Source organism: Paenibacillus sp. FSL H7-0737, assembly GCF_000758545.1.
Taxonomy (GTDB): domain Bacteria; phylum Bacillota; class Bacilli; order Paenibacillales; family Paenibacillaceae; genus Paenibacillus_AQ.
The window spans coordinates 2,279,298-2,303,074 of the sequence record NZ_CP009279.1; the positions used below are offsets into that span (position 1 = coordinate 2,279,298).

Below are 23,777 nucleotides of genomic sequence, written 5' to 3' on the forward strand. Positions count from 1 at the left end.
TTTTGTACGATTTTTAGGAGGGTAGACAATGGTTGTGAAACGCAGTATGGGTGAAATCATTTTCGACAGCTGCAATGTGCTGTTTCTGATCTTGTGTTCTTTCCTGTTCCTGTACCCGATGTGGTACGTGCTGGTCTCCTCATTCAGCGATGCACATGCTATTGCTGCGGGGAAGGTAAGCTTCTTTCCAATCGGCTTTAATCTGGATGCTTACAAGCTGGTATTTGAGGATACGCGGGTATGGACGGCTTACGGAAATACTTTCTTTTATGTCATTGTCGGTACGTTAATTAATCTGGTACTAACTACACTTGGTGCTTATCCTCTGTCCAGAAAGAATCTGGAGGGGAGGAATGTCATTATGGCTTTCATTGTGTTCACAATGTTTTTCAGTGGTGGTCTAATTCCTGCGTATCTGAATGTCCGTGAGCTTGGCTTATATGATACACGGTGGGCGCTGCTGTTGCCTGGTGCGGTTAGTGCCTTCAATTTGATAGTGATGCGGACCTTTTTTCAGTCTATCCCTGATAGTTTGATAGAGTCTGCCAAGATAGACGGCGCCCACGATTTCAGAATTTTACTGCGGATCGTGCTTCCGCTCTCCATGCCGGTTCTGGCGGTGATGACCCTCTTCTATGCGGTAGGCCACTGGAACAGTTGGTTCTCGGCCATGATTTATTTACAGGATCGGAATTTGTTCCCGCTTCAATTGATATTGAGGGAAATCCTGATTCAATCCTCTGCGCAAAATATGCTGGCCGGCGTTACCCAAGATGAGGTGTTTCGTATTAGTGAATCTATTAAATTCGCTACGATTATCATTGCTACCGTTCCCATTTTAATGATCTATCCATTTTTGCAGAAATATTTTGTAAAAGGCGTAATGATCGGTGCGTTGAAGGAGTAACGGCGATAGAAAAGATGCTGCATGTGACGGAATCGTTTCTGAAGCAGTCGGGAGGAGAAGACATATGAAGGCGGTAATATCTCAGGAAGGACAGATTCGCATGTCGGATGTTCTGACACCAGTCATTGAAGATGGATTTGTACTAGTCCAGACTGAATATTCGGCGATTAGCCCCGGAACGGAAATAATGATGAATGGCCTGCACCGTACGCAACAAATTGTACTTGGATACAGTGCAGCGGGTGTAATCCGAACACGTGGGAAAGGAATGGAACACTGGCCAGAGGGTCTTCGTGTAGCTTGTTACGGCGGACCTTATGCAAAGCATGCAGAATGGCTGCTAATGCCTCAGCATCTGATGGTACCCATTCCTGACCATGTTAGTTCGGAGGAAGCATCAACAGTAGGACTTGGAGCCATTGCAGTACATGCAGTAAGGCAGGTTGCACCGCAGTTTGGGGAGACACTTGTGCTGATCGGTGCCGGAATTCTTGGACAGTTGATTGCTCAGATTGCTAAGGCGGCAGGATGCCGGGTGATCGTCTATGATTTGCTTACAGAGCGCTGTGAGATGGCTGAGCGCCTTGGAATTAGACATATTGCTACTAGCCCGGAGAAGGTTAAGGAACATCTTGCTAACCTGACGGAGGGCATGGGAGCAGATGCAGTCATTGTATGCGCCGGCGGTAAAACCGGAGACCTTATTGATCAAGCGCTAGAGTGGGTACGGGATCGCGGCAAGGTACTGTTGGTTGGAGATGTTAAGCCTGATTTCTCTCGTGATCTGATGTTCGGTAAGGAAGCCCAAGTGCTGATTTCTAGAGCCGGAGGTCCCGGACGATATGATCCTATCTATGAGCGGAAGGGGATCGACTATCCTTACGGCTACGTGCGATGGACGGAAGGTCGTAATATGGCTGAATATATTCGGTTAATCTCTGAAGGGGACATTCAGGTGAAGCCGTTGATTAGCGCGATATTCCCGGTTGAACGCTGTGAAGAAGCCTTTCGGCGTTATGCAGAGGATCCAGTGGATCTGTTGGGAGCAGTATTAGCCTATCCTGCGGCAGTTTCAGGGGGAGATGCGAAGGTTAAGGAACAGCTGACGAAAGAAGGCGGATGCAGATGAAGGCGCTGCGGATCGGTGAGCCACTGAACGGTCTGGCGGTTTGGGCCTCAGCTTATGGAACATGGCAAGGGGCAGACCGGATCTACGCTGTTTCTTCCGGGAGTCCTTGCATCTTATTTGTTCTAGACCCGAGCGGTGAACAAGCGGTGGAACGGTATGCGCTGGAAGGCTCGGATCATTGCTGGGGCGTAGTCTTAACAGCCAGCGGGGTGTATATCGGGGGAAGCGGCATTTTGTATAGATACACGCATGAAGATGGTGTGGAGAACCTGGGTGAGATGATTCCCGGTGAATTTTATACGTGGCGGTTGGCAGCAGATGCGCAAGGCAGGATCTATGGGGGATGTTATCCTGGGGGGAAAGTGTTCCAGTATGATCCAGCGACAGGTGTGTTTAGGGATTATGGAGCCATGATAACTGGAGAACAGTATGCGCGTTCTATGGAAGCATGGAACGGTAAGCTCTACGTGGGTGTTGGAACACAAACCCCGCATATTGTTGTACTAGATACGGAGACAGGAGAACGCTCGGAAATCAGGCTGCCAGATGAATGTAAAAGCGAGCAACTGGTTTATGACTTGAACATCGTTCAGGGCAAGCTTTTTGCTCGAATCACACCTTCTGCACGGTTGTATATTTATGATCTGGGACTGCAGGAATGGGGCGACACTCTGGATCATGTGAGTGGCCTTAGTGTTTCGCCGCCGGATGAGCTGGGAAATGTGTATTTCATTAAAGATGACTATTTGCAGCGTTATGATGTCCGGACTGGAAGTCTGTTCGTTACTTCACTAGCAATGCCGGAGCCGGCAGGTGATTATGGCTGGCTGAATAACCATGCTCTAAATCCGAAAACACGCTGCTTAACTGGTGTATACAGGGACGGGAGTTGTTGGATTTACGATCCAACGACGGATCGACATATGGTGATGGACTTCGGTCTGCAAGGTCAATCGGTTCATTTGCAGTCCATGACCTACGGACCTGATGATGCTCTCTACATCGGAGGGTATTTCGCAGGTGGGCTGGCCAGATTCGATAAGGTAACCGACGAGATCATTTCTTATCGTGGGATTGGTCAGACGGAAGGTATGATAGCTGGAAGTGGTTGTTTATATCTAGGCGTTTATCCGCGGGCGAATATTTTTAAGTATGATCCAGACGAAGACTGGAAGCCGGGAGAGAATCCAGAGCTGCTATTTTCCTTGCAGGAAGAGGAGCAGGACCGCCCTTTTGCTTGGGCTTGGACAGGAGAAGAGCTGGCAATTGGAACGGTTCCTTCCTATGGTCGGCATGGAGGAGCGTTGACACTGTACAATCCTGCGAGCGGTGTGCGTGAGGTGTTTAGAAATCTTTTGCCGCAGCAGAGTGTAGTGTCCCTTGTCAGTAGTGATCAGTTCTTGTTCGCTGGAGGGTCCGTTTGGGGTGGACTTGGAATTGCTCCTCAGCGTGCAGATGCGTCTCTAATGATTTGGGATCTAGAGAAGCGCTGCAAAGTATGGGAAGGTGTACCGGTGCAAGGGGAAAGGGCTATTTCTGCTTTGGTTCTAGATGATGCAGAGCATCTTTGGGGTTTGACGGCAGGTAAGTTATTTCGGTTCGATCCACAGCTTAAGCTTACTGTAAAGACTTACACTTTGTTCTCCATGGACTGGAATGTTGTGACTCATTTTTGGCGTAGCGGCAATGAATTGCTCTACAAGGAAGGCATGCTATACGGTGTGTCGATGAATCGCTTGTTCAAGTTTGATGTGCGGAGTGAGGAGCTTGAGGTGTTGAATGACGATGCGCGGCTGCTGGCGATGGACCGTGAGGGTGATCTATTTTTTGCAAGAACTACAGCATTGTATCGGATGTATAAGTAAGGTCTGCACTATCCTTGGCGAAGGGTGAGGGATGATGAGAATCTTATATTTTTATAAATTCTGTATTCTTGGTGGGGTTACCACTCAACTTGCAAATAGATTCAAATTTTTGCGGCACCACTCGGAAGTACATTTTGCTTTTTTGGAAGATTACGGCGGGGCAAGCGCTTTTGATGGATACGAGCATGTCCGAATTCTGGGGACAGTTGAAGAAATTAAGAGCTACATGGAAGTCTATGATTTCGATGTCATTATTACTATTGATACTTACGAGCTGTATGAAGCACTTGGGCCTGTACAAGAGGGAAAGGTTATTATTCATGAGGTACATACCACCTATTCCGAACCCTTACAGAAGTTGGCAGCAACGAAAGATAGTTTGCCTTTTCACTATGTGATCACTCCCTCCGCTTACATGAAGGATTATTTGGACGGTATCGGCATAGCGGGTGCTTATCATATTAATAATTGCCTGGATACCGATTTGTTCCGATATGAAGCGGGTATTGAGCAGGAGCCTGCCACTATTTTGTGGGTGGGTAAACTGGATGATCACAAGAACTGGTCGTCCTATTTGAACATTGCTGGAATGCTGAATGCCAAGATGCCAGAGCTGCAATTTATGCTTGTTGGAGGTTATACTGCTCCCGATGAGATCAAGAAACAGCTGATGGTAAAGGTAGAACAGCAGGGGGTTAAGCATTTCAAGTGGATTCCCAAAGTGGACTACGATGAGATGCATCGCTATTATTCATCGGTTGCGCAGAATGGTGGGTTATATATTAGTACCACGACCAATGAATCTTTTGGGATGACCGTACTGGAGGCGATGGCCTGCAGGTGTCCGGTAGTGGTTCCGCGTGTAGGGGCGTTGCCGGAATTATTGGATGGTCCGTTAAGTGTTTCCCTATACGAATCAGGCAATGAAGAGGAGTGTGTGGACAGATTGAGCGCACTGCTGGAGCAGAATAGTCTGAGGGAAGGCTTGAAGTCATTGGGAGAACAGAAAGCTAGAACTACTTACAGCATCGAACAAGTGGGAAAAGAATACATGGAACTACTTGAGCGATTCAGAGAAGAACGTTTAATTCTTAAATAAGTAGATCACTCCATGGGGCTGTCAACCGAATAAGAGGTGTTGTTGAAATGGAAGAGCTGCAGATCGGTATGGTAGGAATGGACACTTCGCATAGCAGGATTTTCGCGGCGCTGCTAAATGATGAATCTCATCCGCTTTATATTCCGGGTGGCAGGTTACACTGCGGTTATCCGGGGGGTTCTCTTGATTTCGAGCTAAGCTATTCACGTGTGAGACCGATTAGCAGTGAATTGCAGGAGCGCTATGGGGTTGAATTGCTCGATTCTATAGAAGAAGTTGCGGAGAGATCCCATGCGATTCTATTGACTTCTGTAGATGGGAGAGTGCACAAGGAACAATTTGCGGTGCTGGCTCCTTACGGAAAGCCGGTATTCATTGACAAGCCGTTAGCGGTTTCTTCTGAAGATGCGAAGATGATTGTGGAATTGGCGGAGAGGTATGGAACGCCATTTTTCTCCAGCTCTATGCTACGTTTCGGTGGACCACTGGTAGCCCTCTTAGAGGATGAAAGTGCAGGTGCTATTCTAGGTGCGGATTGTACTGGACCACTCGATCTACAGCCGACACAACCGGGGTTATTCTGGTATGGCATACACGCTGCTGAGATGTTATATGCCGCCCTTGGAGAAGGTTGCCATTGCGTACGTGCCGTCAGTAACGATACGCAAGAATGGGTAGTCGGCCAGTGGAAGGACGGGCGAATCGGGACGATCCGCGGAAACCGTACAGGCGGCTCTGATTTCTATATCGTATTGCATCGTGAACGAGGGAGTAACGGAATTAACGCGCTCGGAGCAAATTACAACGCAGGACACCAGCAATTACTGAAGAAATTTATAGCTATGGCGCGAGGGGACTCTCCACCGGTACGATCTTCCCTAACACTAGAGTTGATTCGCTTCATCGAAGCGGCCAACGAAAGTCGGGTAAGCGGTGCTGATGTTCGTCTGTAAAGGAAAGCACAATCTGAAAGGAGTGTAGTGTATTGATTAGGACAGCAGTGATTGGATGCGGTGGCATGGGAACTGTTCATGCGGATCGTTACAAGTCCATGCCCGAAGCTGAGCTTGTCGCCGTATGTGACATCGTTGAAAAAGCCGCTGAGGTGCTAGGAACTTTAGTGGGCGTTAGCTATTTTACATCTGTACAAGAAATGCTCGAGCAGGTAAAGCCAGCGGTGGTCAGTGTTGCTGTGCCGACCTATTTGCATGTAGAACTGGTACGGATTGCGGCTTACCATGGTGCGCATGTGATCTGTGAGAAGCCGCTCGCACTCACTTCGCAGGAAGCGGAAGAAGCAATTCGTTACTGCAACGAGCGCGGTGTACATTTGTTTGTGGGCCATGTCGTTCGTTTCTTTCCTTCTTACAGACAGCTTGCGGAGGGAATAACGCAGCTTGGCAGTGTTCAAGGCGGAATATACCATGCTAAACGGGCGGGTTCACATCCCGGAAACGTGCAAGCGTGGTTTCGGGATCCATTTCTTAGCGGTGGCGTCATTATGGATTTAATGATTCACGACATTGACTACATTCGTGGGGCTTTTGGTGAAGCCCGTGAAGTATATGCGTTCCAGCACCAGTCGGAAGACATAAATTATGCTTCAGCCACTTTCCGGTTCAAGAATGGAACCATTGCACAGCTTGAAGCATTTTGGGGGTATCCAGGGTCGTTCCACTCCTCTTTTGAATATGCGGATGCGGAAGGAATCATCTCAGGCGGGACCGGGGATGGCGAAAGTCTACATATTCGCAAGTCGATAACGACGGGCTCTACATCGGGATTTGTGGAGACACCTTCGAGTGTGCTGCTGAAGGACCCGTATTATTTGGAACTGGAGCATTTTCTAAGCTGTCTAACAAGTGGGGAAGAGCCGATAGTCACTGCACAGGATGCGCTGGAAGCTGTACGCTGGGCTGAAGCCGCTCAGCAATCGGCAATGACCCATCAACCGGTGAAGCTTGAAGTGAAGGGGGATATTTAATGAGCCGTTTGAATATTGGCATGATCAGTTTCGCGCATGCGCATGCTTTTGACTATTTGGCAAGTTTACTGCACATGTCTGAAGTGACGGTCAGTGGAATTGCTGATGAGGTGCCAGAGCGCACACAGGCGCTCGCAGAACGTCATTCGATTCCCTATTATGCTAACTACAAGGAACTTCTGGAAGATGCGAATATAGATGCCGTAATTATTTGCTCGGAAAATGTCTATCATGCTGAGCTAACCATCGCTTCAGCCCGAGCGGGCAAGCATGTACTGTGCGAGAAGCCGCTAGGTCTGTCAGTGGAAGAAATGCAACGCATGATTTCGGTCTGCTCTGAAGAGGGAGTACAGCTTATGACAGCCTTTCCTTGCCGCTTCCTCACTCCGGTTGTTCGGGCTAAGGAATCACTAGATCGCGGCGATATTGGTGAAATTATTGCTTTTAAAGGAACTAACAGAGGTTCTTTTCCGGGACCTAGATGGTTCTCTGATGAAGCCCTATCGGGAGGCGGTGCTGTTCTAGATCACACTGTGCATGTGATGGATCTGATGAACTGGTTCTCCGGTTCTTCTGTAGAACAGGTGTATGCCTATGCGGATACCTTATTTGATGCAGAGCGCAAGCGGACGATCGATGATGCTGGAATGGTGCATGTAACTTTTGAGAATGGTGTGTTCGGAGTGCTGGATCCTAGCTGGTCACGCAATCCCGGCTTCCCCATATGGGGGGATGTGACCCTAGAAATCATTGGAACTAAAGGTGTCATCTCCATAGATGCTTTTAACCAAAAAAACAATGTATACGGAAGAGCATCTGGCAAAGGGAACTGGTCCTTCTGGGGAGATGACATGAATGAACTGATGCTAAAGGCTTTTGTACAGGCGCTTCTAGAAGGGGTGGAGGTACCGATTTCAGGAATAGATGGACTCCGATCCACAGAGGTTGCACTTACTGCTTATCAATCTGCTCATGCAGGCCAACCCGTGCGTTTAATTAAATGAGGATGCTGTAAGTACAAAACTTTGAGGAGGATGGAACCGCCTATGAAGGATCAGGAATTGTTCGATAGCATGTGTGAAAAGCTCTACTCTGCGGTAATCTCTGACACGTTGGATCAATTGGGCTATCGTAATCAGGTGATGCGGGAAAATATCAACCCGATAGATCCTACCTGGATCGTTGCCGGAAGAGCAAAGACCATTCTGTCTGTGGATATTCATCATTTGCCGGAAGATCCTTACACGAAGGAGATTGAGGCGGTGGACAGCGTTAAGCCCGGTGAGATTGTCATCGGCTGTACGAATGAATCGCGGCAGAACGGACTGTGGGGAGAGCTATTGTCTACGGCTTCCAAAATGAGAGGTGGCCGCGGAGCCATTGTAGATGGACTAATCCGTGATACTGCTAAAATTCTGGAGCTTGGTTTTCCTGTCTTTGCTACCGGGACCAAACCTGTTGATTCTCAAGGTCGTGGAATTGTTATCGACTATGACATACCGGTGCTATGCGGTGGCGTAATGGTCCATCCCGGAGATGTAATCTTTGGTGATCGTGATGGTATCGTTGTGATTCCGGGCGCCATCATCGATGAAGTGTTCCAATTAGCTATGGATAAGGTGACTCGCGAGAATCATACACGGGATGAACTGCTCGAAGGATATACCTTGCGGCAGGTCTACGATAAATATGGTGTGCTCTGAACAAGATCCGAGGGAGTGATGTACATGAGGCTGGCTGGCAAAAGAGCGCTAATCACAGGTGCAGCAAGAGGAATTGGACTGGGGATCGCCCATCGATTTCTGGAAGAAGGCGCTCAGGTGGTGTTGCTGGACCGAAGTGAGGGGGAGCTTCTTATTGCACTTGAAACCTTGAAGGATTATGGTGAAAAAGCTGCAGTAGAGATATGTGATCTTCGCGATGTCTCACAGTTAGAACAATCTGTTGCCCGAGCCTTTGAAAGGTTCGGTGGGATAGATATTGTAGTGAACAATGCCGGAATCGCCTTTCGTGAACACTTTCTCGACATCTCGGTTGAGCATTGGAATGCAGTATTTGATATCAACGTAAGGGCGGTTTATTTAATAGGTCAGCTTGCAGCGAGACAAATGATTTCTCAGGGTGGCGGAGGCGCCATTATAAATATGAGTTCTAAAAATGGTCTATCAGCAAGCTCGGAGCTCGCGCATTACAATGCTTCTAAGGCTGCTGTTATACTGCTAACGGAATCGATGGCAGTGGAGCTGGCGGCTTATGGGATCCGGGTAAACGCAGTAGCACCGGGATTTGTGGATACACCCCTCGACCGCAAGCTGCGCGAAGCTTCGAAGCTCCCGGCTTATTCGGAGCATACACCGATGAAGCGGGCGGCAACGATAAGGGAAGCTGCCAATGTATTTCTTTTTCTGGCTTCTGATGAAGCCTCCTATGTAACGGGAGAAACCATTCGTGTGGATGGTGGACATTTGGCTAATGGTAGTGAGCTGTAAATAGAAGAAGGAGTGAACGTATTGGAAATTACAGAAATTCAGGCAGAATTGATGATTGATGCTCAGGCTGAGCTTGGTGAAGGGCCGCATTGGGATGCCGAATCCAAACAGTTGTATTGGGTCGATATAACGGGTAAGAAGCTTAGAATATACGACCCGATCACTGGTGGTGAAGTAGTTCGCTCTTTCGACCAAATGGTCAGTGCAGTTATTCCTACGACAACAGGAGGACTTCTATTGGCTATGGAGGATGGGGTCTACCTTTCTCAAACTGAAGGATCTCCGGTGCTGCTGACTTCAATAGAAGCGGATCTTCCACGCAACAGAGCAAATGATGCCAAATGCGATCGACAAGGCCGACTGTGGGTGGGGACGATGAGTATGGATGATGAGCCGAAAGACGGAGGCTTCTATGTCGTGGAGTCTGGCGGCTTCGCTCGCCAAGTGTTATCTGGCATCGGCTGTTCGAATGGTATGGCTTGGGATTATTCGCACAGCAAGATGTATTACATTGATACGCCGACTAGGCAGGTGGATGTATTTGATTACGAGGAAAAGTCTGGAAGGATAAGTAACCGAAGATTAGCATTCCGAATTCCTACAACAACTGGCTATCCGGACGGAATGACAATAGATAGTGAAGGCATGCTTTGGGTCGCCCACTGGGGCGGCGGCTGTGTATCACGCTGGAACCCGGAGACGGGTGAGCAGCTTGGACTCATTCGAGTTCCAGCACCACTGGTGACCTCGTGTACTTTTGGAGGCAGTGATCTAACGGAACTCTACATTACAACTGCAAGGATAGGGATGCACGAGAAAGAGTTACGTGATTATCCGTTTGCAGGCGGTTTGTTTATGGCTAAGCCCGGGGTGACTGGCTTGTTGCCGGGAAACTTTCAGGCTAAGGAGTAGGAAGAGGAAGAGGAGGCAAAGCGATGCGACTCAAAGATAAGATCATCATAATAACCGGAGCTGGCTCGGGAATTGGAAAAAGCACGGCTGCTTTATTCGCTTCAGAAGGAGCGACAGTAATCATTACCGATGTCCAAGAGGATTCAGGAAAAGCCGCTGTCACTGAAATAGAGGCGACGGGTGGAAATGCGATGTTCATACCCTGTGATGTAACCGATGCTAGCAGTACTACCGTGATGGCTGATCAAGTCTTTAATACTTTTGGACGTATCGATGTGCTCTTTAATAATGCAGGAATCAGTGGCTTGGGTGCGTTACATGAGGTTTCCGAGGAAGTATGGGAGAGGGTCATGCGGGTTAATGTGACGGGTGTGTTCTTAACCTGCAAGGCTGTCCTCCCTTATATGATGAAGACCAAGAAGGGTTCTATTATTAATATGTCCTCTGGCATCGCCGAAATCGGAGTCGCAGAGCGAGCTTCCTACAGTGCTTCTAAGGGAGCTGTTCTATCATTAACTAAAGCAATGCAGGTTGATTATGCACCTTACGGCATTCGTGTAAATGCGCTGTTACCAGGTACGATTATGACTCCGTTTGTAGAAGGTTATTTGAAGACTTCTCTGGATCCAGAGGCTTCGGTTGCGGCCATTAAGCGTAGACAGCTTAGCGGTGAGCTTGGCAAACCTGAGGATGTGGCACGAGCTGCACTATTTCTAGCTTCCGATGAGTCCGGGTTTGTAATGGGTTCGCCGCTATATGTGGATGGTGGCCTTGTCTTCGGAAAAAATGCATAAAGTGAAGGAGAGTGTTTTAGATGAGGCTAGTTACCTTTTTGCAAAAAGAAGATGATCATATGGGAGTTCTAACCGACCGTGGTGTGGTGGATATTGAGGCGGCACAGACTGCATTATCCACTCGGACGGAGGTTCCAGTAACGGTTAAGCAATTGCTTGATGGTGGGGAGGATGCACTTAACCAACTGAGGATTTTTGTGAATGAGCTGCCTGAAGGAGAAGTGAATCCATCCTGGCTGAAGCAGGAAGATGAGTTAGCATTCGGTCCCTGTGTTACTGATCCTGGAAAAATCATCTGTATTGGCCTTAATTATCGCCGGCATGCGGAAGAGACTGGGATGTCCATTCCCGAATATCCCATCCTGTTCAATAAATTTAACAATACACTAACTGGACATGGCTCAGAAGTTCCGCTTCCGAGGAACAGCCAGAAGGTGGACTACGAGGCAGAGCTTGGCATCGTCATCGGACGAACCGCGAAATATGTGACGGAGGAAGATGCACTGGATTATGTCTTCGGGTATTGTACGGCTAATGATTTGTCGGCGCGAGATTTACAGATGCGGACGAGTCAATGGCTAGCGGGAAAGTCTTGCGATAAATTTTCACCCATTGGGCCTTACTTAGTCACTGCGGATGAAGTAGGTGATCCCAATCAGCTCGATATTCAGTGCACGGTGAATGGTGAACTGCGTCAGAACTCCAACACTTCGGACATGATTTTTAATTGCAAGCAGATAGTCAGCTATGTATCCCAGTGTATGACGCTTTCACCGGGGGATATTATCCTGACTGGAACACCAGAAGGCGTAGTGATGGGTTACCCTCCAGAGGATCAGGTCTATTTGCAAGCTGGTGATGTGGTCACGGTGCAGATTGAGAAGCTTGGTGCCATTACAAATACGATGGTTAGCGAATAGGAGGGAGTAGGGATGATCTTCGATTGTCATACCCATTTGTTTGGACCGGGAATGGTTTCAGGACCTACGGATGAGGCGATCAAACGGGCTTGGGGACCGGATATGAATATCGAAGCAACCCCCGAGCAACATCGTAGTAATTTGGAAGGATTCTCTGGTGCTATCGTATTAGCCATGGCGGCGCATGCAACGGGACTGGTTGTGCCGAATGCTTATGTCGCAGATTACTGTCGCACGGATCCGGATCGATTATTCGGTTTTGCAAGTGTAGATCCCAATCATCTGGATTGTGTTGCTGAATTTGAGACTGCGATCCGTGAGATGGGATTAAAAGGGTTGAAGCTTGCGCCTATCTATCAGAACTTTTATCCTGATGATCCCAGGCATTATGCCCTCTATGCCAAAGCAGAACAGCTAGATGTACCTATTCTATGGCATCAAGGAACCTCTTTTGTACCGGAGGGTTATCTGGATGCATCAAGGCCGGCGATGCTGGACCCGATTGCCCGTGCTTTTCCGAAGCTGAAGATGATTGTAGCGCATATGGGTCATCCCTGGATTGATGAATGTATTTCATTGGTGCGCAAGCATCCTAATCTATATATGGATGTTTCTGCTTTAGGAAGTAGACCTTGGCAATTTTATAATGCACTGGTATCTGCGATGGAATATGGAGTTCAAGATAAAATATTGTTTGGATCGGATTATCCGTTCTTTGGGACACAGAAGATGCTAGATGCTCTGTACCATATCAATGATCTAGTGGAGGGAACGAAGCTGCCACAAATACCGCAAAAATATATTGAGGACATAATACATCGTCTAACACCGGAAATTCTTGGTTTTATCTAAAACATTTATGCTTGGTCTATAAGCGAGGTTGTTAAAAGGAGATGGGGTCATGGCGGAGTGCAGGGACAGCGAGGAGAGTGTGGCTGAATCAGGCGGTAAGTTGAAGAGCGAGGCTTATTTTCAGGAAAAAGATCTATGGGGATTTATCCATCGTTCCTTCACGAAGTCTATGGGATACACCGAAGAAGATCTCCGCAAGCCAGTGATCGGCATTTGCAACACGTTTAGTGAGCTGAATAAATGCCATTCCCATTTTAATGAATTGGTGGATTATGTGAAGCGTGGTGTTTGGCAGGCAGGGGGAGTGCCGATGGAATTCCCGACGATTTCGATTGGTGAGCCTTATGTGAAGCCTACAACGATGCTGCTGCGTAATTTGATGGCAATGGATACGGAAGAAATGATGAAGGGGCATCCCATTGACGGGGTAGTGCTTCTTGGGGGTTGCGATAAAACGGTACCCGCTCAGCTGATGGCAGCCGCTAGCGCCAATATTCCAGCCATTGTATTGACAGGTGGCCCTATGCTAAATGGCCGATTGGGCGGGCGTAGCCTTGGAGCGTGCACGGATTGTTATGGCTTTACGCTGGAGCATAAAGCCGGAAATATAAGTGACGAAGAGCTGGCTGTTGCAGAGAATGCGATTTGCCGTAGTGACGGTCACTGCATGGTGATGGGCACAGCAAGCACGATGGCCTCGATCGCCGAAGCGATCGGCATGGCGTTACCGGGCTGTGCGGCTATTCCGGCGCCGGACAGCAGACGCAGGCATATGTCCGAGCGAACGGGCAAGCAGATCGTAGAGCTGGTTCGCCAGGGCATTCGTCCCCGCGACATCATGACTGCAGCGGCGATAGAGAATGCGATCACAGTTACGATGGCGAGCGGCGGATCGACGAACGCTATCATCCATCTTATAGCGATCTCCCAGCGGCTGGGGATGAAGCTGCCTTTAGAGACATTTGACCGGATCAGTAGTCAGACCCCGTTTATTTTGAACCTGCGTCCTTCGGGCAAATATCAGATGGAGGAGTATTTCGAGGCAGGTGGTGTACCCGCGCTGATGAAGGAGCTGGAGCCGCTGCTGAATGGGGATTGTTTGACTGTAACAGGCAAAACGGTTACAGAAAATCTGGTTCAGGCGGCAACAATTGACGGAGATGTGATTCGTACCTTGGAGGAGCCACTCGACAGCCAAGGTGGAATTGCTGTGTTGCGCGGAAATCTGGCGCCGGATGGGGCGCTGATCAAGCAAACCGCTGTATCCGTTCATCTCAAAAAGCATATCGGATGCGCAGTAGTGTTCGAGAGCCCTGCCGATCTAAATAAGCGGATCGATGATCCTGATCTGGTCGTGGATGAGAACAGTGTGCTAGTGCTTAAAAACGCAGGTCCGAAGGGTGCTCCAGCGATGCCGGAGATCGGGCAAATCCCGATTCCACAAAAGCTGCTGAAGCAGGGCATACGCGACATGATACGCATCTCGGACGCGCGGATTAGCGGTACTTCCTATGGCGCATTGATTGTACATGCGGCGCCGGAAGCTGCTGTTGGTGGTACGCTGGCGCTTGTGCAGGATGGCGACGAAATTGAGCTGGATATTTCCGCGAGGCGCTTGGAGCTGAAGGTGTCTGATGAAGAATTGGCACGACGTAGGGTCTCATGGCAAGCGCCGAAGCCGCACTACGACAGAGGGTATGGCTTGCTGTTTCATGAGCGTGTGCTTCAAGCGAATCTCGGTTGTGACTTTGACTTTCTTCTCCCTGTTGAGCTTAGAGAAGAGTTGCTGAGCGAGAGGGAATCGGTGCACATCAAATAATAGCCGAGACTGAAATAATCTAATGCTTGTGAAGATAAAATAGCTGCACTTTATACAACTACAGTATATCGTAATCGTCTCATTTGGACTTTAATTGCACTTCATACAGTTAAATCTTATCAAATCGCTGTTTGTAGTCTCATTCTGGATTATTAATTGCAGATAGTACAACTAAATTGCCATCTACGGGAACAGGAGTTGTTATAAGTGTACGAAATACACTTATATCGCACGTATCGCACGCATTGCACGAATCGCAAGTGTCGCGCATGTCGCAAATATCGCACGAATTGTACTTATCTGCGGCTCCGGAAGCGGCTATCGGAGGAATTGCGACTCTTGTGCAGGATGGCGACGAAATTGAGTTGGATATTTCCGCGAGGAGCTTAGAGCTGAAGGTGTCGGGAGAGAATGAGGCCAAGCGGCGGATTACAAGGCAAGCGCCTAAGCTACACAACGACAAAAGTTAGTATGAGTTTACTAGATTGTCTGACTGAACTGGATAGGCTGGACTGAGCTTGGTCTATTGCTTTGATTGATTTGAAAGAGATGATTGCTTTGCTTTGAGTGATTGCATTTTATGCAATAGATTCCGCTCTAGAGTGGATGGATTTTGATTCTATTGCACTTTGTGCAATGAAATTTCAGATAATCACCACTAAACGAGCTTATAGCAGGAATCTGATGTATGAAGTGCAATAGATTCATTTTTTAGCGATGAATTTGGAAATTCTATTGCACATTCTGCAATCAGGGAGTTAGTTTTCGATTGTAGCAAGCTGGTTTGTGAATGTAGCAAACTGGTTTGTGAATGTAGCTAGTTAGTTTTCGATTGTAGTTAGCTTGGTTTCCGATCACTACAAGCTAGTTTCTAATCTCAGCTAGCCCGGTTCCCAATTACAACTAGCATCGTGTCCGTTTACACCAAGCAATAAGGTCGTTTGTGGCAAAAGCAACAAACTTGAGTCAATGGAGAGGAGAGTTCAATGATGCGAACCGTTCAAGAGTTGGAGGAGCGCTTGGCAAGTCCGTCCGCAGCACTGATTGAGGAACTTAGCCAGCTCGATGGAGATATTATGCTACTAGGCGTGGGGGGCAAGATGGGACCTAGTCTCGCAAGGCTAGCGGTGAATGCAATTCGCCAAGCGGGGCTAAACAAGAAAGTGATCGGCGTATCCCGCTTCTCGAATAAGGAGCTGAGACGAGAGCTTGAAGAGGCCGGGGTCGAGATTATCTCCGCCGATTTGTCTGACGATAAGGCGCTACAGGCACTCCCTGAAACCCAAAATATTCTCTATATGGCCGGGAATAAATTCGGCACGACCGGGAATGAACATTTCACTTGGATGATGAATGCCTATCTGCCGGGACGCGTTGCGGAACGGTTCCGTAATTCACGAATGGTTGTATTCTCAACAGGCAACGTTTACCCTTTTACTCCGGTCAGCCAAGGAGGCGCAACGGAAAGAACTTCACCGAACGCGAATGGGGAGTATGGGCAATCCTGTCTGGGCCGGGAGCGTATATTTGAACATTTCTCTCATAAAAATGGAACGCCGATGTTCATTTATCGGCTGAATTACGCCATTGATCTGCGGTATGGTGTGTTATTGGAGCTTGCTCGATCGGTCAGGGAGGGACTTCCCATTGATATCACAATGGGTCATGCCAATGTGATCTGGCAAGGGGATGCGAATGAAATCGCATTGCGAGCACTGCTGCGTTGCAGTTCGCCGCCTAATGTCATGAACATTACTGGGCCTGAGACATTGTCCCTGCGCTGGGCTGCGAATGAATTCGGCCGAAAGTTAGGCATTGAGCCGATTTTTACAGGTGCAGAAGCACCTACTGCACTGCTAAGTAATGCAGCGAAAGCCGCTGCCACCTTTGGCTATCCGCGGGTATCGCTGGCCGAAATGATCGACTGGATTGGCGATTGGGTAGGGCAAGGCGGAGAAACCTGGAATAAACCCACGCATTTTCAGGAGCGGGAGGGCAAATATTAATGACACTGACAAGAGTACCTTTGACTTCGGAATTACATGCCGCGCTTCATGATGGGTTGGCTATTCCCGCACATCCTCTCGCCTTAACTAAAGAGCGCAAGCTGGATGAGCGACGTCAACGGGCACTTACCCGATATTATGTTGCTTCCGGGGCGGGTGGAGTCGCTGTTGCCGTGCATTCTACTCAATTCGAGATCAGGGATCCAGAAGTAGGGCTGCTGGAGCCTGTGTTACGTCTAGCTGCGGAAGAGGTGGAGCTTGCCCAGCTAAATCGGCCATTCATGAAAGTAGCGGGTATTTGCGGTGGGACGGAGCAGGCAGTTCTTGAAGCGCGCCTTGCCGCAAGCTTTGGGTATGAAGCGGGGCTGCTTAGCATGGGAGGCCTGCAAACCTTGAGTGAGGAAGAATTGCTAGAACGAACACGCAGAGTGGCAGATGTGATTCCGGTGTTTGGTTTCTACCTTCAGCCGTCGGTGGGAGGGCGGATTTTAAGCTTTGATTTTTGGAAGGCATTCGCTGAAATAGAAGGCGTAATTGCCATCAAAATGGCGCCGTTCAATCGTTATCAGACGCTGGATGTAGTCAGAGCTGTGCTTGAATCCAGCCGTAGCGAAGAAATTGCTCTGTACACCGGAAATGATGATAATATTGTCAGCGATCTGCTCACGACCTTCCGATTTATGGTGAACGGCAAGCCCGTTGAGAAAAAAATAGTCGGCGGCCTACTCGGTCACTGGGCAGTCTGGACGAGCAAAGCAGTCCAGCTGCTTAATGAGATTAAAAAGGTCAGAAATGAACCCTCGTTGGCATCCAATTGGTTGACGCTTGGGGCTGAAGTGACGGACAGCAATGCGGCGATATTTGATCCCGCGCATCATTTTCATGGCTGTATCCCGGGTATTCATGAAGTGCTTCGCCAACAAGGATTGCTTGAAGGCTTATGGTGTCTAAATCCGGAGGAACGATTATCCCCGGGGCAAGTGGAGGAAATCAACAGAGTGCGCAGAGACTATCCCCATCTGGTGGATGATGGATTTGTGGCATCGCATTTGGAAGAGTGGCTGCAATAACACGTAGTTGTATAAGAGTTAAGGAGGGCGCACTTTCGACAAGTGCGTTCTTTCTTATCCAGAGTGCGATATCCTCCGCCTCATGATACAATAAGGGACAAGTTTATAAGGATGAGGTGACTTTAATTGAAGTATGATTTCGATCGCGTAATTGACCGCCGTAATACACGTTCTTACAAGTGGGACCAGTCCGAGAAGTTGTTTGGTGAGAAGGATATTATGCCACTTTGGGTGGCAGACATGGATTTTGAAAGTCCTCCTGCAGTGAAGGAAGCGATTCTGCGCCGCGCAGAACAAGGGGTTTACGGATACAGTGTACCTAGTGACTCTTATAAAGAAGCTATCACGTCGTGGTTCAGAAGACGGCATGATTGGGAAATTAAACCGGAATGGATTTCGGATTCTCCCGGAATCGTAACCTCCTTAAGTTTTGCTGTAGAGCTGTTTACCGAGCCGGGGGACGAGGTTATTTTACAGTCGCCAGTCTATTATCCCTTCTATGACGTCATCCAAATGAATGATCGCAAGGTCGCCAAGAATCCGCTTGTTATTCGTAATGGACGCTTCGAGATGGATTATGAGCAATTGGAAGGGCTGATGCAAGGTGGAGCCAAGCTGCTGCTTTTATGTAGTCCGCATAATCCGGGTGGTAGAGTATGGGAAAGAGAAGAGCTGCTGAAGCTTGGTGAGCTCTGTCTGCGTTATGGAGTGACCGTAATCTCTGATGAGATTCATTGTGATTTGGCGCTTCCAGGTTATGAGCATATCCCTTTTGCATCCTTATCTGAGGAAATTGCGAATATTACACTAACCACACTTGCCGCGACCAAAACCTTCAATCTACCGGGGTTACAATCTTCTTTTATCGTGTCTTCCAATCCGGAATTGAAGCTTAAATTTGATCGAAAAATGAAAGCCTTGAGTTTACATATGGCTAGCTACTTCGCCCAAGGTGCAGTAGAAGCTGCCTATAATGATGGTGAAGAATGGTTGGATGAGCTTTTAGAGTACGTGTCAGGCAATGTGGACTATGCGATTAGCTATTTGTCGGAGCATTTACCGCAGGTCCAAGTGATGCATCCGCAAGGCACATACCTGCTATGGGTTGACTGCCGCGGTCTGAATCTGGATATAGATGGACTTAAACAGCTGATGTACAAAGAGGCTAAAGTTGCTTTTAATGAAGGCTCTGTCTTTGGAACTGAGGGACAAGGTCATCTGCGGATCAATCTGGCTTGTCCTAGATCTATTCTAGTTGAAGCGTTAGATCGCTTTTGCCGAGCAGCTCTAGCTTATACTGCGAAATAAAAGGTAATTACTGAAGCTTGATGATTCCTTCTAAGGGGATCGTCGAGCTTCTTTATTTTGCAAAAAGGTAAAAAGAATAATAAAATGGAGTCCATTACGTCAAGCAGGAGGACTTCAAATGAAATGGGTAGCTCAGCTTCCGTATTATAAGATACAGCGAGAAATTAAGGATGGAGAACAACGAAGTATTACATGCAATCGCTTAATGTATTTGTACAAAGATAGAGTCGTGACTCGTCATCGTGAATTTCCAATAAAAGATATTTTAGATATGTCCTATCGCTCAATGGGAGGTTCAGAGGGGATGTTCTATCTGTACACGAGTAAGGGTGTATATACTTATTTGGTAGAGTGTGATCCTGAAAGCTTTATTGATACTTTTAAAGAACAGCAAATGAATAAAATTGAGCGTACGGGTAGGCCGTGATATGATAATCCATACGACATTGCAGGGTGGGAGAGAACATAAATGAGCAAAACACGAATTATTATTGATGCAGACACAGGTATTGATGACGCACTGGCAATTCTATATGCATTACGCGCTCCAAACGTAATTGTAGAAGGAATTACAACCGTTTTTGGGAATATTGATGTCGACAAGGCGGCGGACAATTCACTGCGACTGATTGAGCTTGCTAAGCCTGGTTATGAGATTCCTGTAGCTATTGGAGCATCCAAGGCACTTGTTCGTGAGCACTCAGGCTACGCCACTCATGTGCATGGTGAGAACGGTATTGGTAATGTGGAAATTGCTCCATCCAGCCAGCGTCCCATTAGCGAAACTGCATCTGAGTTTATTGTTCGGATGGCTAATGAGAATCCCGGAGAAATTGTATTAGTTACACTGGCACATCTAACCAACCTTTCGATGGCGCTTGATATGGATCCTGGTATTAAGAATACTTTGAAAAAAGTAGTGGTGATGGGCGGTACGATCTTCAATCCCGGCAATAGAACACCGGTTGCAGAAGCGAATATTGCTGGAGACCCTGAAGCTGCAGATCATGTATTTACATCTGGACTTCCTGTTATGATGGTAGGTTTAGACGTTACGCTTAAGACGCGGATTACCCAAGAGCATATCGATTTATTAAACCGTTTTGGACGTGAAGAGAATAAAGCGATCATTTCGTTTATGGAACAATCGCTCACTCATTATTTTAATTTCTATCGTGAAGCGAACTTTTTGATTAACAGTGCACCGCTGCATGATCCTCTCGCGCTTATGGTTGCGCTGCAACCAGATCTAGTAACCTATAAAGAAATGAATGTTCGTGTGGAGCACAAAGGTGAGTTTACATCGGGAATGGTCGTAGCGGATTTGCGGGCTCAGCCAAAAGTGGGTAAACCCATACAAGTTGCTGTGGATGTAGATGTTGAACGAGCAGTGGGAACCTTTTTGAGCGTGTTTATGTAATTTTGTCGACCTCTACTAATATGAAAAATAATTTCGAAGCTCATAGATGACAATCTATTAATTTTACAATTGGATAATCTTTGGTAAAATGGTAGAAGACATATAAAGAGTTTAAGAGATTACACTTCATATTATGGAAGATGGGAGACTTAACAGTAATGAACAAACGGATTGGCAAATTGGTTTTATGTCTGGCGATTTCGCTAGGCGGCACCACGGCATTATTCCAAAACACTACACAAGCAGCACCCGCAGGTGGAGTTAGTATTGTGCTGGATGGTTATGCACTGCCGTTTCCAGTAGAGCCTGTTGTGATGAACGGAACGACGATGGTTCCATTCCGGGCGATATCAGAAGCGCTGGGGATCAACGTAGAGTGGAATCAAGCACTTAAGAAAATTACCGCGACCAAGACGGATACAGTGGGTACTAAAGTGGTAACGTTGACCCTTGGTAGTAAAAATGCAGGCGTAAACGGCGAAGTTGTGAAGCTAGGGGTTGCCCCGCAAACGATCCGTAATAACACGATGATTCCACTTAGCTTCTTCGGCCAGCAGTTTGGTGCGGGCGTAGCATGGGATCAAGCAACGAAGACGGTATCGATCACTTCACCGAAGACGGATATGTACAAGCTGGGCTTTTATGCGCTTAGCTCATACAGTGAAATTTCGTTACTTCCTAGCTTCGATGCTGTAGCTTTTGGGTGGAGCGGGATTGATAAAAGTGGACAATTCACCACGACAGGCACTGACTTTAGATGGCCTCAAGCAGCTGGGGATGTAACCCCAGAGTCTATTGTCTCGAATGCAGCAGCAGGTGGCACAGCGCCTTATCTGATGGTCTTTTCTGGTGATACTGCAGCGGAGCTCACGAAGAATCTGGAAGATAAAACGCTTCAAGAGCAGACGATTACAGGAATCGTTGATCTGGCTACACAAAAGGGATTCCAAGGCATCACGCTGGATCTCGAGGGACTGGGTCTAACGGGAGATAAAGCAAAGGTGCAAGCCGATTATAATGCTTTTGTGAAGAATTTATCTCAAAAAGCACATGCAGCAGGTCTTAAGCTCACGGTTATTCTTCATCCATTAAACAGCTCTTATAAAGGTTATGATTACAAGACGCTGGGAAGCCTCGCAGACGATTTGGTCATTATGGCTTATGATTATTTGCAAGAGAAAAAAATTCCAGAGCCGATGAGTTTAGTTGATGAAGGCATCCGGCTTGCACTTCAGCAAGTGAGTAAGGATAAGCTGATTCTCGGTATTTCCGTATACAGTGAGAATGAAACATCAGTAAATTCCAAGGTTGGACTTGCCAAACGTTATGGTCTTAAAGGGATTGCAATCTGGCGTGTGGGCTTGATTGGACAGCCTGTCTGGAATGAGATGGGCAAGTCGGTGGAGTTGTAGGCGATTTATGATACGTTATCCAAAGAAAAGGGCTGCCATTTGGCAGCCTTTTTTTCTTAAAAAGAAAAAAATATATGCTTGCGCAATAAATTATCCTTATCTTTTTCACATAAAGCTAGAATGGAATAGATCTATTAAAGTATAGGGAAATCCTCCCTATAAATTCTGTATTTTAGGGTTGTACAGGTGGAATATAGTGAATTTCTCCCTATATTTCAGCGGATATCATCGTTTTTTAGAAAATTCCCCGCATTATAGGGAGAAATTCCGCATAACTGGGTAATTGTGAAGAAATCATCCTGAAAATAGGGAGTTTTTCCCTATAAATCTCCCTTGCCATCTTCCATCACAATTTCATTGACTGGGTGCAGGAGGTGGAGGAGTTTGGGATATGATTTCTAAAATGGATCGGAATTTATAGGTTTCACGGTATAAATGATCTTTCTCTTATGAAGGGGGATATGCCTATTCATACGTACCATTCTTGATGGACTCGATAGTAGTGAACATCCCTGAGTATACATTTTTAATGTTGGGTTCATTTACTTTGCCGTTGTAAAGTCCGTATCCCCAAGTTTTATATGTTTCACCAGTTTGAAGATAGCAAGTAACATACATATCACTATTAAAATTTATTAAAGAATAGTGCTCATACGATACGTCTTCAAGAACAAACGGCATAAATGATTTCGTAGCTCCAATAAAGAAGAAAGGAACGCCTGCATTTGTGTATACTTTAACATACTTGTTGTCGTCCGCTTCTTTCAGATGCTCTTTCGTAATAACTACAGCATCATAATTGGAGGAGAGCTTTGAATAATCTTCTAACTCCTCAAAAGAAATACTTGTGAAGTGCACATGTTCTTCTCTTATTTTAGGGACCTCGCCAACAACACCTATAAATAAGCTTTTCCCTGAGTACAGCGGTGTATCAACCGTATCGGCATTAGATGTACAGCCTGTAACAAATATGAATATTAGTATAATGAGTGAATTTAGGATGATTTTCCTCATCTTTTGGCTCCTTTCAAGCGTTCTGCATGAGTTGTGTTTGCTTACAATAAAGCATTATACTGGAAATTAATGGTTCAGACCAGTAAATGGGTCATGGAACTCGAAAGAAGCCTGATTCAGAGGAGGGTTATGTTGCATCCAATTACTGCAATAGAAATCATCTTTTCGGTTGTTTTTGTCCTCATTATATTTGGAGTAGCCTTGTTTTTACCCCGTAAGATTAGGAAGTCTGGTTTAATTATAGTATCTACCATAACTGTACTTTTGTTATTATCCTTCGCAATTCGCCCCTACTGGATTGATTATCAAGTATCCCGAAAAACAGAACAGCTCAATCACTATTTGGAGGAGAAGTACCCTAATCAAGAATGGGAAATTAGTCGACAAGCAGGTAGACAATATAATCCTTATCATTTACAAGTTAGATTTAAAAACGAAGAAGGTTGGATTTATGTTTATTCAGTCGTAAATGAGAAGAAAATTCACCAGAGTGTGTGGATACCATTAGGTGGCAACTCTTTCGAAGAAGGAAAGCATTACGAAAAATGAGATCAGCTGAGTAGTGACGAAGGGAAGTTTGGAGCTGTAGGAGCGATAGCGACCGCCTGAAAGCTTTCCGTAGGAAAGCTCACTTCGTAAGCATAGGCTGTCTCCGGAAGTCCAAACATTCCCGTAGTTACGACTGAAGCTGCTGACCTGGATTTCTTAAACACACTTCGACTGTTATATACCTCACATTAACCTAAGATGTAAACCTTTATAATCTCTAAGATTGAA

General features: G+C 46.9%; 23 protein-coding genes. 22 read left to right on the forward strand and 1 reads right to left on the reverse strand.

Annotation, left to right across the window (positions count from 1 at the left end):
• The first annotated feature begins 28 nt into the window (after positions 1 to 28).
• The 21 genes from H70737_RS09575 to H70737_RS09675 all read left to right on the forward strand — a co-directional run bounded on the left by H70737_RS09575 (position 29) and on the right by H70737_RS09675 (position 21,986).
• Positions 29 to 907 (forward strand): carbohydrate ABC transporter permease, encoded by an 879-nt coding sequence (locus H70737_RS09575; protein WP_042126182.1) that lies wholly within the window; start codon positions 29 to 31, stop codon positions 905 to 907.
• A gap of 64 nt (positions 908 to 971) precedes the next feature.
• Positions 972 to 2,036 (forward strand): zinc-dependent alcohol dehydrogenase, encoded by a 1,065-nt coding sequence (locus H70737_RS09580; RefSeq protein ID WP_042186711.1) that lies wholly within the window; start codon positions 972 to 974, stop codon positions 2,034 to 2,036.
• Positions 2,033 to 3,901 carry a PQQ-binding-like beta-propeller repeat protein gene (locus H70737_RS09585; RefSeq protein WP_042186713.1) on the forward strand — a complete coding sequence of 623 codons (1,869 nt, stop codon included), beginning with the start codon at positions 2,033 to 2,035 and terminating at the stop codon, positions 3,899 to 3,901. The genes H70737_RS09580 and H70737_RS09585 overlap by 4 nt, the downstream gene beginning before the upstream one ends.
• 31 nt (positions 3,902 to 3,932) lie before the next feature.
• The gene (locus H70737_RS09590; protein WP_081951080.1) at positions 3,933 to 5,000 is read left to right on the forward strand and encodes a glycosyltransferase family 4 protein; all 1,068 of its coding nucleotides are present in this window, start codon (positions 3,933 to 3,935) and stop codon (positions 4,998 to 5,000) included.
• Between the two features lie 47 nt (positions 5,001 to 5,047).
• Positions 5,048 to 5,953: a Gfo/Idh/MocA family protein gene (locus H70737_RS09595; RefSeq protein ID WP_042186716.1), complete on the forward strand. Its 906-nt coding sequence runs from the start codon at positions 5,048 to 5,050 to the stop codon at positions 5,951 to 5,953.
• 32 nt (positions 5,954 to 5,985) lie between these two features.
• The gene (locus tag H70737_RS09600) at positions 5,986 to 6,984 is read left to right on the forward strand and encodes a Gfo/Idh/MocA family protein (RefSeq protein WP_231573416.1); all 999 of its coding nucleotides are present in this window, start codon (positions 5,986 to 5,988) and stop codon (positions 6,982 to 6,984) included.
• Complete coding sequence (locus tag H70737_RS09605) at positions 6,984 to 7,988, forward strand: Gfo/Idh/MocA family protein (RefSeq protein WP_042186718.1); 1,005 nt, start codon at positions 6,984 to 6,986, stop codon at positions 7,986 to 7,988. Before H70737_RS09600 ends, H70737_RS09605 begins: the two co-directional genes overlap by 1 nt.
• A gap of 42 nt (positions 7,989 to 8,030) precedes the next feature.
• Positions 8,031 to 8,687 carry an RraA family protein gene (locus H70737_RS09610; protein ID WP_052404229.1) on the forward strand — a complete coding sequence of 219 codons (657 nt, stop codon included), beginning with the start codon at positions 8,031 to 8,033 and terminating at the stop codon, positions 8,685 to 8,687.
• Positions 8,688 to 8,711: 24 nt separating this feature from the next.
• On the forward strand, positions 8,712 to 9,473 hold the full coding sequence (locus H70737_RS09615; RefSeq protein WP_042186722.1) for an SDR family NAD(P)-dependent oxidoreductase: 762 nt from the start codon (positions 8,712 to 8,714) through the stop codon (positions 9,471 to 9,473).
• A 21-nt stretch (positions 9,474 to 9,494) separates the two neighbouring features.
• Entirely contained in the window at positions 9,495 to 10,385 is an 891-nt protein-coding gene (locus H70737_RS09620) for an SMP-30/gluconolactonase/LRE family protein (RefSeq protein ID WP_156113092.1), read from the forward strand.
• A gap of 23 nt (positions 10,386 to 10,408) precedes the next feature.
• A complete protein-coding gene (locus H70737_RS09625) occupies positions 10,409 to 11,179 on the forward strand; it encodes an SDR family NAD(P)-dependent oxidoreductase (RefSeq protein ID WP_042186724.1) in 771 nt (256 codons plus the stop codon).
• 20 nt (positions 11,180 to 11,199) lie between these two features.
• Complete coding sequence (locus tag H70737_RS09630; protein WP_042186727.1) at positions 11,200 to 12,099, forward strand: fumarylacetoacetate hydrolase family protein; 900 nt, start codon at positions 11,200 to 11,202, stop codon at positions 12,097 to 12,099.
• Between the two features lie 12 nt (positions 12,100 to 12,111).
• Positions 12,112 to 12,951 carry an amidohydrolase family protein gene (locus H70737_RS09635; protein ID WP_052404230.1) on the forward strand — a complete coding sequence of 280 codons (840 nt, stop codon included), beginning with the start codon at positions 12,112 to 12,114 and terminating at the stop codon, positions 12,949 to 12,951.
• 49 nt (positions 12,952 to 13,000) lie between these two features.
• Entirely contained in the window at positions 13,001 to 14,770 is a 1,770-nt protein-coding gene (locus tag H70737_RS09640) for an IlvD/Edd family dehydratase (RefSeq protein ID WP_042186729.1), read from the forward strand.
• A 269-nt stretch (positions 14,771 to 15,039) separates the two neighbouring features.
• On the forward strand, positions 15,040 to 15,240 hold the full coding sequence (locus tag H70737_RS09645) for a dihydroxy-acid dehydratase domain-containing protein (protein WP_042186731.1): 201 nt from the start codon (positions 15,040 to 15,042) through the stop codon (positions 15,238 to 15,240).
• A 519-nt stretch (positions 15,241 to 15,759) separates the two neighbouring features.
• Positions 15,760 to 16,776: an NAD-dependent epimerase/dehydratase family protein gene (locus H70737_RS09650; protein ID WP_042186732.1), complete on the forward strand. Its 1,017-nt coding sequence runs from the start codon at positions 15,760 to 15,762 to the stop codon at positions 16,774 to 16,776.
• Positions 16,776 to 17,846 carry a dihydrodipicolinate synthase family protein gene (locus H70737_RS09655; RefSeq protein WP_042186735.1) on the forward strand — a complete coding sequence of 357 codons (1,071 nt, stop codon included), beginning with the start codon at positions 16,776 to 16,778 and terminating at the stop codon, positions 17,844 to 17,846. The genes H70737_RS09650 and H70737_RS09655 overlap by 1 nt, the downstream gene beginning before the upstream one ends.
• 126 nt (positions 17,847 to 17,972) lie before the next feature.
• Entirely contained in the window at positions 17,973 to 19,154 is a 1,182-nt protein-coding gene (locus H70737_RS09660; protein WP_042186737.1) for a MalY/PatB family protein, read from the forward strand.
• A 118-nt stretch (positions 19,155 to 19,272) separates the two neighbouring features.
• Complete coding sequence (locus tag H70737_RS09665) at positions 19,273 to 19,581, forward strand: hypothetical protein (protein WP_042186739.1); 309 nt, start codon at positions 19,273 to 19,275, stop codon at positions 19,579 to 19,581.
• 42 nt (positions 19,582 to 19,623) lie between these two features.
• Complete coding sequence (locus tag H70737_RS09670) at positions 19,624 to 20,574, forward strand: nucleoside hydrolase (protein WP_042186741.1); 951 nt, start codon at positions 19,624 to 19,626, stop codon at positions 20,572 to 20,574.
• Positions 20,575 to 20,732: 158 nt separating this feature from the next.
• Positions 20,733 to 21,986 carry a stalk domain-containing protein gene (locus tag H70737_RS09675; protein ID WP_081951082.1) on the forward strand — a complete coding sequence of 418 codons (1,254 nt, stop codon included), beginning with the start codon at positions 20,733 to 20,735 and terminating at the stop codon, positions 21,984 to 21,986.
• Between the two features lie 465 nt (positions 21,987 to 22,451).
• Here H70737_RS09675 and H70737_RS09680 read toward each other — a convergent pair whose 3' ends face one another.
• Positions 22,452 to 23,000 (reverse strand): hypothetical protein, encoded by a 549-nt coding sequence (locus H70737_RS09680; RefSeq protein WP_042186745.1) that lies wholly within the window; start codon positions 22,998 to 23,000, stop codon positions 22,452 to 22,454.
• 129 nt (positions 23,001 to 23,129) lie between these two features.
• On the opposite strand from H70737_RS09680, the gene H70737_RS09685 reads away from it, so the two are divergent.
• Positions 23,130 to 23,549, forward strand: coding sequence for a hypothetical protein (locus H70737_RS09685; RefSeq protein ID WP_042186747.1), 420 nt, complete (start codon positions 23,130 to 23,132; stop codon positions 23,547 to 23,549).
• Positions 23,550 to 23,777: the final 228 nt, after the last annotated feature.

Bases quoted from the DNA above. Each gene is read 5' to 3' on its own strand.
- H70737_RS09575 (WP_042126182.1), top strand. From the start codon at position 29: ATGGTTGTGAAACGCAGTATGGGTGAAATCATTTTCGACAGCTGCAAT.
- H70737_RS09580 (WP_042186711.1), top strand. From the start codon at position 972: ATGAAGGCGGTAATATCTCAGGAAGGACAGATTCGCATGTCGGATGTT.
- H70737_RS09585 (WP_042186713.1), top strand. From the start codon at position 2,033: ATGAAGGCGCTGCGGATCGGTGAGCCACTGAACGGTCTGGCGGTTTGG.
- H70737_RS09590 (WP_081951080.1), top strand. From the start codon at position 3,933: ATGATGAGAATCTTATATTTTTATAAATTCTGTATTCTTGGTGGGGTT.
- H70737_RS09595 (WP_042186716.1), top strand. From the start codon at position 5,048: ATGGAAGAGCTGCAGATCGGTATGGTAGGAATGGACACTTCGCATAGC.
- H70737_RS09605 (WP_042186718.1), top strand. From the start codon at position 6,984: ATGAGCCGTTTGAATATTGGCATGATCAGTTTCGCGCATGCGCATGCT.
- H70737_RS09610 (WP_052404229.1), top strand. From the start codon at position 8,031: ATGAAGGATCAGGAATTGTTCGATAGCATGTGTGAAAAGCTCTACTCT.
- H70737_RS09615 (WP_042186722.1), top strand. From the start codon at position 8,712: ATGAGGCTGGCTGGCAAAAGAGCGCTAATCACAGGTGCAGCAAGAGGA.
- H70737_RS09625 (WP_042186724.1), top strand. From the start codon at position 10,409: ATGCGACTCAAAGATAAGATCATCATAATAACCGGAGCTGGCTCGGGA.
- H70737_RS09630 (WP_042186727.1), top strand. From the start codon at position 11,200: ATGAGGCTAGTTACCTTTTTGCAAAAAGAAGATGATCATATGGGAGTT.
- H70737_RS09635 (WP_052404230.1), top strand. From the start codon at position 12,112: ATGATCTTCGATTGTCATACCCATTTGTTTGGACCGGGAATGGTTTCA.
- H70737_RS09640 (WP_042186729.1), top strand. From the start codon at position 13,001: ATGGCGGAGTGCAGGGACAGCGAGGAGAGTGTGGCTGAATCAGGCGGT.
- H70737_RS09645 (WP_042186731.1), top strand. From the start codon at position 15,040: ATGTCGCAAATATCGCACGAATTGTACTTATCTGCGGCTCCGGAAGCG.
- H70737_RS09650 (WP_042186732.1), top strand. From the start codon at position 15,760: ATGCGAACCGTTCAAGAGTTGGAGGAGCGCTTGGCAAGTCCGTCCGCA.
- H70737_RS09655 (WP_042186735.1), top strand. From the start codon at position 16,776: ATGACACTGACAAGAGTACCTTTGACTTCGGAATTACATGCCGCGCTT.
- H70737_RS09665 (WP_042186739.1), top strand. From the start codon at position 19,273: ATGAAATGGGTAGCTCAGCTTCCGTATTATAAGATACAGCGAGAAATT.
- H70737_RS09670 (WP_042186741.1), top strand. From the start codon at position 19,624: ATGAGCAAAACACGAATTATTATTGATGCAGACACAGGTATTGATGAC.
- H70737_RS09675 (WP_081951082.1), top strand. From the start codon at position 20,733: ATGAACAAACGGATTGGCAAATTGGTTTTATGTCTGGCGATTTCGCTA.
- H70737_RS09680 (WP_042186745.1), bottom strand. From the start codon at position 23,000: ATGAGGAAAATCATCCTAAATTCACTCATTATACTAATATTCATATTT.
- H70737_RS09685 (WP_042186747.1), top strand. From the start codon at position 23,130: ATGTTGCATCCAATTACTGCAATAGAAATCATCTTTTCGGTTGTTTTT.